This window comes from Aeromonas sp. 95A, assembly GCF_051919235.1.
Lineage (GTDB): Bacteria > Pseudomonadota > Gammaproteobacteria > Enterobacterales > Aeromonadaceae > Aeromonas > Aeromonas veronii.
Genome location: NZ_JBQBFC010000001.1, coordinates 3,735,001 through 3,749,194 on the forward strand (window position 1 = coordinate 3,735,001; position 14,194 = coordinate 3,749,194).

The window sequence follows — 14,194 nt, forward strand, 5'->3', positions numbered from 1 at the left end:
GGAAACAACCCAGACCGCCGGCTAAGGTCCCAAAGTTCTGGTTAAGTGGGAAACGATGTGGGAAGGCTCAGACAGCTAGGATGTTGGCTTAGAAGCAGCCATCATTTAAAGAAAGCGTAATAGCTCACTAGTCGAGTCGGCCTGCGCGGAAGATGTAACGGGGCTCAAACCAGGCACCGAAGCCGCGGATTCACACTTATGTGTGAGTGGTAGGGGAGCGTTCTGTAAGTCTGCGAAGGTGTATCGAGAGGTATGCTGGAGATATCAGAAGTGCGAATGCTGACGTAAGTAACGATAAAGGGGGTGAAAAGCCTCCTCGCCGGAAGACCAAGGGTTCCTGTCCAACGTTAATCGGGGCAGGGTGAGTCGACCCCTAAGGCGAGGCCGAAAGGCGTAGTCGATGGGAAGCAGGTTAATATTCCTGCACGACTTGTAATTGCGATGGGGGGACGGAGAAGGCTAGGTGGGCCAGGCGACGGTTGTCCTGGTGAAAGTGCGTAGGTGGTGTTTCTAGGCAAATCCGGAGACACAACACTGAGACACGAGACGAACACACTACGGTGTGGAAGCCATTGATGCCCTGCTTCCAGGAAAAGCCTCTAAGCTTCAGATTACAAGTCATCGTACCCCAAACCGACACAGGTGGTCGGGTAGAGAATACCAAGGCGCTTGAGAGAACTCGGGTGAAGGAACTAGGCAAAATAGAACCGTAACTTCGGGAGAAGGTTCGCTCCTGACAGTGAAGTCCCTTGCGGATGGAGCAGTTGGGAGTCGCAGTGACCAGATGGCTGGGACTGTTTATCAAAAACACAGCACTCTGCAAACACGAAAGTGGACGTATAGGGTGTGACACCTGCCCGGTGCCGGAAGGTTAATTGATGGGGTTAGCGCAAGCGAAGCTCTTGATCGAAGCCCCGGTAAACGGCGGCCGTAACTATAACGGTCCTAAGGTAGCGAAATTCCTTGTCGGGTAAGTTCCGACCTGCACGAATGGTGTAACCATGGCCATGCTGTCTCCACCCGAGACTCAGTGAAATCGAATTCGCCGTGAAGATGCGGTGTACCCGCGGCTAGACGGAAAGACCCCGTGAACCTTTACTACAGCTTGGCACTGAACATTGAACCTACATGTGTAGGATAGGTGGGAGGCTTTGAAGGCGTGACGCCAGTTGCGCTGGAGCCGTCCTTGAAATACCACCCTTGTATGTTTGATGTTCTAACGCAGGGCCCTGAATCGGGCTCGCGGACAGTGCCTGGTGGGTAGTTTGACTGGGGCGGTCTCCTCCCAAAGAGTAACGGAGGAGCACGAAGGTTGGCTAATCCTGGTCGGACATCAGGAGGTTAGTGCAATGGCATAAGCCAGCTTAACTGCGAGACGGACAGGTCGAGCAGGTACGAAAGTAGGTCATAGTGATCCGGTGGTTCTGAATGGAAGGGCCATCGCTCAACGGATAAAAGGTACTCCGGGGATAACAGGCTGATACCGCCCAAGAGTTCATATCGACGGCGGTGTTTGGCACCTCGATGTCGGCTCATCACATCCTGGGGCTGAAGTCGGTCCCAAGGGTATGGCTGTTCGCCATTTAAAGTGGTACGCGAGCTGGGTTCAGAACGTCGTGAGACAGTTCGGTCCCTATCTGCCGTGGGCGTTGGATGATTGAAGGGAGTTGCTCCTAGTACGAGAGGACCGGAGTGAACGAACCTCTGGTGTTCGGGTTGTCACGCCAGTGGCACTGCCCGGTAGCTAAGTTCGGAATCGATAACCGCTGAAAGCATCTAAGCGGGAAGCGAGCCCTGAGATGAGTCATCCCTGACCCCTTGAGGGTCCTAAAGGGCCGTTGGAGACCACAACGTTGATAGGTGGGGTGTGTAAGCGCGGTGACGTGTTGAGCTAACCCATACTAATTACCCGTGAGGCTTAACCATACAACACCCAAGAAGTGTTCTAAGGCTTGTAGCGAATGAACGAACTACTCAAATTAAGTGATAGTGACAAGCCAAGCGCAACATCACTACTCACGTCAGCTTTCTAGATTAAGAATTTGCCTGGCGGCCATAGCGCCGTGGAACCACCTGATCCCATGCCGAACTCAGAAGTGAAACGCGGTAGCGCCGATGGTAGTGTGGCATTCGCCATGCGAGAGTAGGACACTGCCAGGCACCCAATACAAGGAACCCCGCTCATCGAGCGGGGTTTTTTATTGGCTGAAATTCAGTGTTTTGGCTGATAATTGACCTTCTTTACCCCCTCTTTTACCTGAACACCTTATCCTCCCTGTCTGTTTTACTCATAGAAATTGACCCCAACGGCGTAAAATGGTGCTTTATTTCGTCGGAGATAGCCCATGTTTTGTCCAAAATGCGGCGGTCAAACCCTGCAGAGCGTCAGCCCTAAAGAGTTTCGCTGTGGCTGCGGTTTTCATTTTTTCCAGAATGTGGCGACGGCTGTGATGGTGGCGCTTTGCTGGCAGGACGAGGTGCTGGTTGCGGTGCGTGCCCGTAATCCTGGCAAGGGGTTGCTGGATCTGCCGGGGGGATTTGTCGATCCCGGCGAGTCGCTGGAGGGGGCGCTGGTGCGCGAGTTGCAGGAGGAGCTGGGGCTCGATGTCAGCGCTCATCCTTGTACCTATCTCGGTTCCTTCCCCAATATCTATCCCTACGATGGCATCACCTATCACACCTGTGACACCTTCTTTGCCATCAAGCTGAGTGAAAAACCGGTCATCCAGCCAGCTGGCGATGTGGCCGCCTGCCAGTGGCAGAAGATCAGCGATATCCCCATGTCCCGCTTTGCTTTCGAATCGACGCGCACCGCGATGGCGCGGCTGCAGCAATCCTCTTTGCAAGCTTGATCCCTGCTGATGACGATGGGGATTGGCAGCGACCATCCCTGTCTCATCCTTGTCCGCTTTTGTCCCGCAGACGCCATTCGTCAGACGGTGAGTGGTATAGTCTGCAGTGGATCCGGATTCAAGGAGCATATCGTGAAGAAGATAGTTCTCATCTTGCTCGGCATCGCCGTGGCGGCCTTGCTGGCCATAGTGACGCTGATAAGCCTCATCGACCCCAATCAATTCAAGCCCCAACTGGCTGAACAGGTGCGCAAGAGCACGGGGCGCGAACTGGTGATGGCGGGGGAGATTGACTGGCGTTTCTGGCCGAGTCTCGGCCTCTCGCTGGAAAAGGTCGCCTTGCGTAATCCGGCCGATTTTGCCGAGCCAGATCTGGTTCGTTTCGAACAGGGGGAGGCCTCGGTTGCCCTGTTGCCGCTGCTCTCCCATCGCCTGGAGATCGGCAAGGTGACCCTGAGTGGCGCCCATCTCTTTATCCAGACCAAGGTGGATGGCAGCTCCAATCTGAGCGGACTGTTCAAGGATGCCGCTGCTGATGCAAGCGAACCGGTCGTCCCCGCAACCCCTGCGCCAACCGCTGATAGCAAGCCTTGGCAGATCAGCTTGCAGGGTGTCGCGCTCTCCCAGGCCAGTGCGCGGATACAGGATGATCGCAGCGGCACCTCGCTGCGACTGGATCGCCTCGATCTCGATATGGGGCAGCTGGCCACCGGTCAGTGGGTACCCGTGACGCTGGCCGCCAAGGGGAGTGCCGACAAGCTCGCTTTCGATGTTAAAGGGCAGACCCAGATCAAGCTGGCGCAGGAGGTGATGGCCAGTGAACTGAAAGATCTGAGCCTCAGTGGCAGCCTGAGTGACCCGTCCCTGCGACTCGATAGTTTCTCCATCAAGGGGGACCGATTGGCCCTGGGTGAGTGGAGCAACCTCACGTTGGCGCTGAAAGGCGCCAAGGTAGAGGGGCAGCAAGCTTTACTGGCTGGCTCGCTGGAAGGAACGCTCAAGGGACGGCTCGACAAGGAGATGAAGCTGGCCGAGCTCTCCGATGTACTGCTGACGGCAGCGCTGGAAGGAGATGCGCTGCCGCGCCCGCAGATGAAGCTGAAACTGGCCGGGTTTGCCCGTGCCGAGCTCGACAAGCAGTTGATTACCCTGAGCAAGCTGGTGATGAGTGCCGATGAGGCACTGTTGAGTGGCGATGGAACCGTGCAGCTTGGCGCTGTTCCCACAATCAGCTTCGATCTCAAGGGGGAGAAGCTGGATCTCGACAAATGGCTCGCCAAATCGGTACCGACCACACCTGCGCAGGTGAAAGAGGACAAACCGAGGGCCGGTGTTGCCAGCACAGCTGCAAGTGGCAATAAAGCGGTAACCGGCAAGAGCGAAGCCCTCTCCGCGGTCGAACCGGATCTGGGCGCTCTCAAAGGGGTGGATCTGGATGGTCGGCTGCAACTCGGCAGCCTGCGTCTGAAAGGGTTGGATCTCGGTGCTGTCGATCTGCAGGTGGCTCTGGCCAAAGGGCTGCTGACGCTCAAACAGTTCAGCGCGACCGTGGCAGGTGGTCAGGTAAACGCGAACGGGGTACTCGACACGCGCCAGCAGCCCGCCACCTACAAGGTGCACAAGCAGGTGGCCGGAGTGAACATTCGTCCCTTGTTGCAGGCTCTGGCTCAGAGTGATCTGCTGGAGGGCAAGGGCGATCTCGATGTGCAGGTGCAGGGCCGTGGTCTCTCCGCGCTTGCACTGCGCAACGGGATGCAGGGCAAGGTTACCTTGAAACTGAGCGACGGTGCCCTGCACGGCATCAACCTGCCGGAGATGATCCGCGAGGCGCGGGCTTCCCTCAGCGGCAAGGGGGCCGAGCAGGTGAAGGAGGCGCGCAAGACCGACTTCAGCGCCCTCACCGCCAGCTTCCAGATTGCCGACGGCATCGCCCGCAGCAACGACATCCAGCTCTTTGCCCCCGCCTTGCGGGTCAAGGGGGAGGGGCAGACGGCGCTGGTGCCGGAGAGCCTCAACTTCCTGTTCCTTACCTCCATCGTCGAGAGCAGCAAGGGGCAAGGGGGTAAGGATGTGGACGAGCTGAAGGAGATCACCATTCCGGTGCGGATCGGCGGCCACTGGCAGGCTCCCAGCTATCAACTCGACGTGAAGGCGCTGCTCAGCAACAACAAGCTGCTGGAGGATAAGGCACGTAAGGAGGCCGAACGCGGCCTCAAGAAGCTGCTGGGGGACAAGGCCGACAATGAGGCCGTCAAAGGGGTGGCCGACCAGTTGCTCAAGGGACTGTTCAAATAGTGACGGTTCATATGGGCTGGCGGGAGCCGCGCCAATGCCGTTAGCGGTTGACCGGATGTCAGCGCCATTGAAAAATGGCGCTGACATTTTTTATGGCGCAGTGCTCTGCTGTGTCTTCATCCGGAGTCATCTCGAGTTGAACCCATGCGCCTGATCCTGCTGCTCTGCTCCCTGATCTGCTACAGCATGGCGTATCCCGTGCTGGCCGGGCCGCTGGCGGAGCGTCTGGCGGGCGAGCTGGCCAGGCAGGCTCCCGAACAGGCGCTGCCTCTTGACGAGGTGCAGCGGCTCGACCGTCGCCTGATCGCTCCCGACTCTCTTCATCCCGCTTGGCTGCGCTACCCGTTGCGTCAGTTGCAGGCCATCTATCGCTATCAGCAGGAGTGCGGGACAGAGAATGACTTGCCCGCCGAGTGGCTGCCACTGCTGCGAGCGCTTTGCGGCCAAGGGGCTGTGCCCTCGACCCGCTGGTTTGCCGCTCACCCCGTCTATCCGCTTGGCGGCTCCAGCTCGGCTCGCTGGGAGGCTGGTCATCCGGCGGCCGGGCTCGACGCTCTGCTCCATGTGCGGGAGCGGCGCGATCGGTTGGGGCTGCTTGGCGAGCTCGGCGATGACAACCTCGATGCCCTGCTGCGGGGTGAGCGTTGGCTGCTGCAATCCGGCCAACTCTGGCTGTTTGGCGATGGGCAGTGGCGCCGCTATAGCGCCGGGCAGTGGCAACCGCTGGCCGATCGGCTTGGTGTAACGCTGGATAGCCGCACAGCTGGTACTTGTGAAGAGCGAGTCGGAGCGATCTGTTTCAATACTCGCCCCACGCTTGACTGGCAGTGGCTGGCGCTGGCCAGCTCTCTTGGTTTCATCCTGCTGCTGGGGTGGGCCAGCTGGCAGCGCTGGCGCCTGCTGCGGGAGCGGCGTGTCGCATTGCAGATGCTGACCCACGAGCTGCGCACTCCCATCATGGCACTCTCCGGCATCAGCGAGGAGCTGCGCCACGATTTCGACCGGCTGCCCCCTTCCGCCCAGCAGAGCGTGGGTCAGCTGCTGGGCAGTGTCGCCCGCCTGCATCAGCTGGCGCAGGCCAGTCGTCACTATCTGGCGGCTGAGACTCTGGAAGATGAGCGGGTGGCGGTCAGTCTCACCGAGTGGCTCACCCTGGCTTGCGAGCGGCATGACGCTACCTTCTGCCTTGAGCGGGAGATGACTCTGGCGCTCCCCTTCTACTGGCTCGACCTTGCCCTCGACAACCTGCTGCGCAACGCCAGCCAGCATGGCCACGCGCCGGTTCGGATCTGTGCCAGCTGGCAGGCGGGGCGTTTGATCCTCGCGGTCAGCGATGGCGGAGAGCTGCCAAATTACCGGCTCGCCACCCTGCTGCGCCGTGGTGCCCGTGCCGAGGGTTTGGGGCTGGGGCTTGCCATTGTGCGCCATCTGCTGCGCCGTCTTGGCGGACGCCTCACCCTATCCGGCTGGCCCACTACCTTTACCCTGACGCTGCCCTGTCAACTCTGGAGCGACCCCAAATCATGAAGACCATCCTGCTTGTGGAAGACGAGGCGCTGCTGGCGGAGAACCTGCAACGCTATCTGACCCGCGAAGGGTATCGCTGCCTCTGGTGCGATACCCTGACAGCGGCGGAGCAGCAGTGGCTGGCGGCGGATCTGGTGCTGCTGGATCGCACCATGCCGGAGGGGGATGCCCTCGACTGGCTGCCCCAGTGGCTGGCGCGCAAGGCGCTGCCGGTGATCGTGCTCACCGCAAGGGTGGAGGTGAGCGATCGGGTGGCCGGGCTCGATGCGGGGGCGCGCGACTACCTGACCAAACCCTTCTCCCACGACGAGCTGCTGGCGCGGATCCGGGCCCAGTTGCGTCAGCTGGGGGATGGCACTCAGGCAGTGGGCGGCTTGCAGCTTCATCCCGCCCGGATGCAGGCGAGCTGGCAGGATGCGGAGGTGAGCTTTACCCCCACCGAGTTTGCCCTGCTCACCTTGCTGGTGCGGATGGCGGGGCGGGTGCTGAGCCGGGAGGAGATCCTCAACCGGGTATGGGGCTATCAGGCGTTTCCCTCCACCCGCACCGTCGATACCCATATTCTGCAACTGCGCCAGAAGCTGCCAGGGCTGGCCATCGAGACGGTGCGCGGCATCGGCTACCGGCTGGAGGTGACAGCGTGAAGCGTGCAACGCTGGCCGCGCTGCTGTTGGCTCTAAGCGCTGGCTGCGTTATGGCAACTGAACGTGCCGATCCACTGCAACCGGCTACGTTGGCGCTGTTGCAGGGGGATAACCGGCACGCCTGGCAATCTTTGCAGCAGGCATGGCCAGCCCTCAACAGCGATGCCGAGCGCCGCAGCTGGCAGGGGATGCTGGCCGCGCTGAGTGCCCAGCACTGCGGCAAGGATTTCCCACTGACCTTGCCTGATGGGGTGAGCGAGCTGCGTCTTGAGCTGATCCAGCGCGATGCGCCGCTGCTGCGGGATTATCGGGTGCAGCTGACCGGGGAGGGGCCCATCACCGTCGCTGAACTTGTCGATCCCGCTGGTCGCAACCGGTTGGCTGGCGCCCAGTGGGAGGCGGAAGAGAATAAAGGGGTCAGGGTCGTGGGGGCCGATCTACCTACGCCTTTACCAGCCGGGCTCTATCAGCTGCGGCTGGCGGTGGCGGGCAAGGAGTGGCAGGTGGCGTTGCCGCTGCCTGCGGTGCAGGATCTGGACTGGCTCTCCCGCTCGCCGCTGGCGGTGGCCAATCCCCCCGCCAATCCCGCTTCCTGTACGCCGCTCTGGCTTGAGCAGACGGTGCTGGCCCGCCCGCAATATTCCCTGCTTTGGTGGAACCGTCTGCCTCTCGATGGCAAGGTGGGTTGGCCTGCCGCCACGCCCGACAGCTGGCGTACCCTTTCGCTGGTGCAGACCAGCCAGCGTGGCCAGCTGGTGTTGCAGCTAAGCCACAGTCAGGCGGGGCCGGTTGAGTAATGGTCGTCGTGATGGTCAGGTCACCGCAATCCTGACATTGGCCTGACAATCGCAGGCGGCCGATCTGCTGAAATGGCGATTCCCGTGTGTTATCAGGAATCACCGACCATGACTCTTCTTCCCGAATTAGCGAGCCGGATCCGCCCGCTGCTGCTGTTGGCGCCGCTGTTCTCCTTGCCTGCCGAGGCGCTGACCCTGGCCAACGATCAGTGGCGCATTGAGCTGGATCCCGCCACCCTGGCGGCCGAGGCTGTGCTGCCATCGGGCCAGCACCTTGCCATCTCTTCTCCCGGCCCGCGTCAGCCTGTCACCGCCTTGCTGCAGGAGGGGGAGCGTGCCAGCTGGCTGATCCGCGCCGATGGCGAGGTGCGGGCCTTGGCTCGCCTTGAGGGCAACCGTCTGATCCTCACCCTCAGCCGTGCAACTGCTGGCGAGCTGGTGTGGCCGCGGGTACCGGCAGGGGCGCAGGCGCTGATGCTGCCGATCCACGAGGGATTTCGCATTCCGGCTACGCACACTGCGTGGCGCAAGGCGCTGGCGCAGGAGTATCAGGGGATCAACACCACGGATAATCTTACCCTGCCACTGGTTGGGCTGGATTACGGTGATCAGCAGCTGGCGATCCTCTTTGCCAATCCCTTCAACAACCGGCTCACCTTTGCTCCGAAGCAAGATGGCATTGCCCTCACTGCGACCCACAGCGTTAACCGTCTCAATCTGGCCGACCCCTATGAGGTGGAAGTATCGCTGCAGCCGGGTCACGACTGGCTGGCGGCGGCCAAGGCCTATCGTCACTGGTTGCAGGTACGGGGCGAGCTGGTGTCGCTCGAGAGCAAGCTGGCGGCGGTGCCGGATGGCAAACGGCTGATCGGCGCCTCTCACCTCTACCTCTGGGGCGAGCGACTGCTGGTGCCACAGGATGTGAAAAGCTGGCCCGCGTTGCACCGCCTGATCCCCGCCGACTGGCTCAAGGGGGAGAGCAAAACGGCGCTGCAAGCGCCCGATCTCGAGCGCAACCGCTATCTGCAAAACCGGGTGCTGACCGGAGTTGAGCAGGCGCTGGCGCTGCGCCATCCGGGTCAGCAACCGGCCGATTTCGCTGCCCGGCGTGCGCTGGCTGCCACGCAACTGGGGGCTGCGCTCAACGAGCCGCAGAGTTGGGGTGATGGCAGCTCGGCCAAGATGATCGCCGCTCTCAAGCAGGCTGGACTACCCAGACTCTGGCTGGGTCTGCCCCAGTGGACCGCCGGTTTTGCTGCGCCAAAGGGGGTTGAACTTGCCAAAGCGGCGGGCTATCTCATCGCCCCTTACGACTCCTACGATACTGCGCTGCCGGAGGGGAATCGTCAGCAGAGCTGGCTCACCGCCCAGATGGGGCAGGATATCTATCAGCGCTGCGGCATCATGCAGGAGAACGGCCGGCGCAAGAGCGGCTTTCAAAATCGCGGCGTCTACACCAATCAGGCCTGCGTGCGCCCGGTGATGGAGCAGCGAGTGCCCAAATTGCAGCAGGCGAGCCACTACAACAGCTGGTTCCTCGATGTGGCGGCGACCGGCATGGTGTTTGACGACTTCGATCCGGCCAAGCCGACCACTCAGGCGCAGGATGCGCAAAACCGGATGGCCGGGATGGCGTGGATTGCCAAGAGTCAGGGGGTGCTGGTGGGCTCCGAGGAGGGCGGGGCGGTAGCCAACCGCACCGCAGCCTTTGCCCACGGCCCCCAGACCAGCGGCTTTGGCTGGCAGGATCCCGATATGCGCCGCAACAAGCGCTCTCCCTACTATCTGGGAGCCTGGTATCCCGACTATCAGCCCGCGTTCTTCTTTCGCCAGAGCCACCTAAAACCTGAGTATCAGGGGCTCTACTTCGATCCGGCGCTGCGGTTGCCGCTGTTCCAGAGCGTCTTTCACGACAGCATAGTGACCACCCACCACTGGACGATGGATAGCCTCAAATTCAGGGAGAGCAGTCAGGTCACCGAACTGTTGCAGCAGCTCTACAACGTGCCGCCGCTGCTCAACCTCAGTCTGGATAGCGCCAGCGCGCGCATTCCCTATCTCAAGGGGCTCGATGCCTTCTTCCGCCCACTGCATGAGCGGCTCTACAACCAGCCCCTCACCGGTTTTCGCTGGCTCGACAAAAAAGGAGTGGTGCAGCAGAGCGAGTTTGCCGATGGCACTCGACTGATTGCCAACTTCGGCCCGGCTACCGAGCAGGCGGGGATAAAACTGGCCGCTCAAAGCGTGTTGGCGCTGCTGCACGATGGCAGCCAGCAGCAGTTTGTCTCGCAACCGGATGGCGTCCGCTAATCTGGCGTTTTGGCTTTTATTTCATCAGATGATGCTGTGGCAGAACTTTTCATGTATAGATGAACGTTCTGCAAAATAAATGAGAGGCAGTTCTGATGATTGAGAGTGAAGTGATTAGAGAGGTAAACCATCCGGCGTGGCCGCTGGTCTGGCAGATCTATGGCGAGAGTTTTCCCCGCTACGAGCAGCGCCAGTCACAGCATCAGCCCCAGAAGATGCGGGATCCTCGCTATCACTGCCAAATCTTTTATCAGGACGGCCTGCTGCTCGGTTTTATCTTCTGGTGGGCGTGTGGCGAGCAGGTCTATATCGAACATCTGGCCATCAATCCTGCGCTGCGCGGCCGCAACTACGGCAGCCGTCTGCTGGCCGAATTTTGCGAGCGGGCAGGCAAAACCGTCATTCTCGAGATCGATCCGCCAGAGGATGAGATTGCCATTCGCCGTCTGCGCTTCTATCAGGGGCTGGGCTTTTGTCTCAACGACTATGCCCATCTCCACCCGCCCTATCATTCTGATTATCAAGGACATGCGCTGCGGGTGTTGAGCTATCCGGGGCTTCTTGAGGAAGAGGCCTATCAGCGTTTCAACCAGATGCTGGTGGAGACGGTGATGGAGCACGGCTGAGCAGCCGTAAGAATGCTGTTTTACCGATAAGAGCTGGGCCCGCCTGAAGCAATTCAGGCGGGCCCTTTTTCATTGCCGCTGGAGGGAATTACTCCCCCAGCAGCTTGTGCCAGACGGCGAGCACATGGCTGCGTTCGTTTTGCAGCTGATCGTCGCTTACCTTGCGGGAGATCTCCGAGAGGTTGAGGCGATGGCCGAGGTTGCGGATCTCCAGATAGGCCTGCTTCAGCCCCTCCGCCTGCTCCAGGGTCAGCACCCCCGCCATCACGCACTCATCGAAGATGCGCACGTTATCGGACCAGCGGGTGAGGGCATCGGGCTCGCCGCAGGCGTGGGCCAGCACCAGATACTGGGCGATAAACTCGATATCCACCATGCCGCCGGGGGACTGCTTGAGGTCGAATTCGCCAGCCCCCGCCTTGAGCAGGTGATCCCGCATCTTGTGGCGCATCTCGCGCACCTCGCGGGCCAGGGTCGGCAGATCCCGCTCCTTGGCCAGCACATCGCGGCGGATACGGGCAAATTCGGCAACGATGGCGTCATCGCCATAGATGGGGCGGGCCCGCACCAGCGCCTGATGTTCCCAGGTCCACGCCTCGTTTTGCTGGTACTGCTCGTAGGCCGACAGCGACGAGACCAGCAGGCCGGAGTCGCCGGAGGGGCGCAGCCGCATATCGATCTCGTAGAGGATGCCGGACGGGGTGCGGGTGCTGAACAGGTGCAGGATCCGCTGGGCGAGGCGCAGGTAGAACTGGCGGCTGTCGATGGGTTTGCGGCCATCTGTGTAGCTGTTGGGGTCGCCGCCGTGCAGAAACACCAGATCGAGATCCGAGCCGTAGCCGAGCTCGATGCCGCCCAGCTTGCCATAGGCCACCACCGCAAAGCCGCGCTGGCCGCTGGTTGCCACCTCTGGCGGCACCCCGTAGCGCTCGCTCATCTGGGCCCAGGCTTGATTGACCACCTCTTCGGTGATCGCCTCCGCCAGCCAGGTGAGGTGGTCGCTCACCTTCATCAGCGGCAGGGCGCCAGCGATATCGGCCGCCACGATGCGCAGCAGCTGCACCTGTTTGAACTGGCGCAGCGCCTCCATCTGCTGCTCCACGTCCTCTTCGGGGATGCGCAGCAGGAACTGACGCAGCTGGGGCTTGTACTGATCGAGCGGGGTGGGGTGGTAGAGGTGCTGGGGATCAAGCAGCTCGTCCAGCAAAATCGGGTAGCGGGCCAGCTGTTCACTCACCAGATGGCTGGCATCGCACAGCCGTACCAGCTGGCGCAGGGCGCCCGGGTTTTCCGCCAGCAGTTGCAGATAGGCGCTGCGGGTGAAGATGCGGGTCAGCAGCTCGCATACCCGCTCGAACAGGCGGGCGGGCTGCTCGCTGGCGACCACCAGCCGCAGCAGCTCCGGCATCAGCCAGTCCAGCGCGATGCGCCCCTGCGGCCCCACCTGACGGCGCTTGTACTCCTCCTTGAAGCGCAGCAGGGCGGCGCAGAGCGGAGCGGGCTCGACGACCCCTTGAGCAGTCAGCAATTTTTCCAGCTCGGCGGCATCGAGCTCGGTGCGCCAGAGATCGAGCCAAAGCTGCTCCAGATGGGCGGGTGCCTCTTTCTCTTCCCCCACCACGGCGGCGAACTCCTGATGGACGGCGGCCATCTCCTCATCGAGATGAGCCATAAAGGCGCCCCAGTCGTCAAAACCGAGGGCGGCGATCAGCCGCTGGCGATCCCGCTCTTCGGTGGGCAGGGTCTGGGTCTGTTGATCGGCAATCTCCTGCAGAATGTTCTCGACCCGGCGCAGGAAGCGATAGGCCGTCAGCAAGCGGTCGCAATGGGCAGATTCGAGGGCGCCACATTGGGCGATGGCGGCCAGCGCCTCCGGCAGGTGACGCACCCGCAGTGCCGGTTCACGGCCGCCGCGAATAAGCTGCAGCGCCTGGGCGATAAACTCCACTTCGCGAATGCCGCCAGCCCCCAGCTTGATGTTGCCCTCCAGCCCCTTGCGGCGCACCTCGGCGGCGATCATCGCCTTCATCTGGCGCAGGCCGTCGATAACGCCAAAGTCGATATAGCGGCGAAACACGAAGGGGCGCAGCATCTCGGCCAGCTCCACCGCGTGCTCGCACTGGGGGCCCAGTACCCGCGCCTTGACCATGGCGTAGCGCTCCCAGTTGCGGCCGTGGTGCTGGTAGTAATCTTCCATGGCGGCGAAGGAGATGGCGAGCGGCCCCGCATCGCCAAAGGGGCGTAAGCGCATATCGACCCGGAACACCTGACCATCCTGGGTGGGCTGGTGGAGGGCGTTGATGATGCGCTGGCCGAGTTTGATAAAGAACTGCTGGTTGGCCAGCTCGCGCCGCCCGCCAACCGTGTAGCCGTTCTCGGGGAAGGTGAAGATAAGGTCGATATCCGAGGAGAAGTTCAGCTCGCCACCACCGAGCTTGCCCATACCGAGAATAAGCAGCGGCTGCGGGTTGCCATTGCCATCCATCGGGGTGCCCAGCTCGCTGCACTGTTTGGCGTAGAGCCAGTCGCGAGCGGAGCAGATCAGGGCATCCGCCAGTTTGGTGAGATGGATAAAGCTCTCTTCCACTTCAGAGTGGCCCAGCAGTTCGCGCCAGGCGATCACCAGCATGCGGCTGCGGCGGAACTGGCGCAGGATGCGCTTGAGCGCCTCTTCATCACTCACCTCGGCGAGCAGGGCGGTCAGATCGCGCTGGTAGGCGGGCCAGCGTTCGGAGCCTTCCAGATCTCCGGAGGCGAGCAGTTCGGTCAGCAACTCTGGCTGTTTGAAGAGGGAGTCGGCGACAAAATCGGAGAGGCCGAGCAGGGTCAGCAGGGTCTGGCGAACGGGCTCGGGCTGGTTGCCATAGTCGGGGGCCAGCTCGACCAGTCGCTGCCATTGGCGCTCGGCCTGTTCTTGCAGCAGGGGGGAGAGGGCGGAGAAAGAGGGAGAGTGCTGGGCCACGGTTGCCGTCCTTGTGGTTCACGACAGCGGGTTAACGACACGAGGTTAACAACGCTGCCGGTTCAAAATGGTGGCTGCCAATCTAGCACTGTCAGGCCCCCGCGTCACAGCGCAGGGGCGAGAAGCATGATCCGGCAAATAAAAATGGGCTCCCTGTCGGGAGCCCATCGGATTGCACTGG

General features: G+C 61.4%; 8 protein-coding genes and 2 rRNA genes (1 of these 10 cut by a window edge). 9 read left to right on the forward strand and 1 reads right to left on the reverse strand.

Annotated elements, in window-relative coordinates; translation table 11 throughout:
- The 9 genes from ACTG2U_RS17125 to ACTG2U_RS17165 form a co-directional block, all read left to right on the forward strand.
- Positions 1 to 1,926, forward strand: a 23S ribosomal RNA gene (locus ACTG2U_RS17125); it begins 964 nt to the left of the window's first position.
- 119 nt (positions 1,927 to 2,045) lie between these two features.
- Positions 2,046 to 2,160 (forward strand): 5S ribosomal RNA (gene rrf / locus ACTG2U_RS17130).
- Positions 2,161 to 2,345: 185 nt separating this feature from the next.
- The gene (locus tag ACTG2U_RS17135) at positions 2,346 to 2,852 is read left to right on the forward strand and encodes an NUDIX domain-containing protein (protein WP_439974823.1); all 507 of its coding nucleotides are present in this window, start codon (positions 2,346 to 2,348) and stop codon (positions 2,850 to 2,852) included.
- Between the two features lie 132 nt (positions 2,853 to 2,984).
- Complete coding sequence (locus ACTG2U_RS17140; RefSeq protein ID WP_439974824.1) at positions 2,985 to 5,147, forward strand: AsmA family protein; 2,163 nt, start codon at positions 2,985 to 2,987, stop codon at positions 5,145 to 5,147.
- A 144-nt stretch (positions 5,148 to 5,291) separates the two neighbouring features.
- Positions 5,292 to 6,674, forward strand: a complete 1,383-nt coding sequence (locus ACTG2U_RS17145) for a DUF3404 domain-containing protein (protein WP_439974825.1) — start codon at positions 5,292 to 5,294, stop codon at positions 6,672 to 6,674.
- Positions 6,671 to 7,318 carry a response regulator transcription factor gene (locus ACTG2U_RS17150; RefSeq protein ID WP_199428497.1) on the forward strand — a complete coding sequence of 216 codons (648 nt, stop codon included), beginning with the start codon at positions 6,671 to 6,673 and terminating at the stop codon, positions 7,316 to 7,318. Before ACTG2U_RS17145 ends, ACTG2U_RS17150 begins: the two co-directional genes overlap by 4 nt.
- A 50-nt stretch (positions 7,319 to 7,368) precedes the next feature.
- Positions 7,369 to 8,115, forward strand: a complete 747-nt coding sequence (locus tag ACTG2U_RS17155; protein WP_439974826.1) for a DUF2861 family protein — start codon at positions 7,369 to 7,371, stop codon at positions 8,113 to 8,115.
- 108 nt (positions 8,116 to 8,223) lie between these two features.
- Positions 8,224 to 10,425 carry a glycoside hydrolase gene (locus ACTG2U_RS17160; protein ID WP_439974827.1) on the forward strand — a complete coding sequence of 734 codons (2,202 nt, stop codon included), beginning with the start codon at positions 8,224 to 8,226 and terminating at the stop codon, positions 10,423 to 10,425.
- 95 nt (positions 10,426 to 10,520) lie between these two features.
- Positions 10,521 to 11,051 carry a GNAT family N-acetyltransferase gene (locus ACTG2U_RS17165; protein ID WP_182963318.1) on the forward strand — a complete coding sequence of 177 codons (531 nt, stop codon included), beginning with the start codon at positions 10,521 to 10,523 and terminating at the stop codon, positions 11,049 to 11,051.
- A gap of 88 nt (positions 11,052 to 11,139) precedes the next feature.
- On the opposite strand, the gene glnE is transcribed toward ACTG2U_RS17165, so the two are convergent.
- A complete protein-coding gene (glnE, locus tag ACTG2U_RS17170; protein ID WP_182963319.1) occupies positions 11,140 to 14,013 on the reverse strand; it encodes a bifunctional [glutamate--ammonia ligase]-adenylyl-L-tyrosine phosphorylase/[glutamate--ammonia-ligase] adenylyltransferase in 2,874 nt (957 codons plus the stop codon).
- Positions 14,014 to 14,194: the final 181 nt, after the last annotated feature.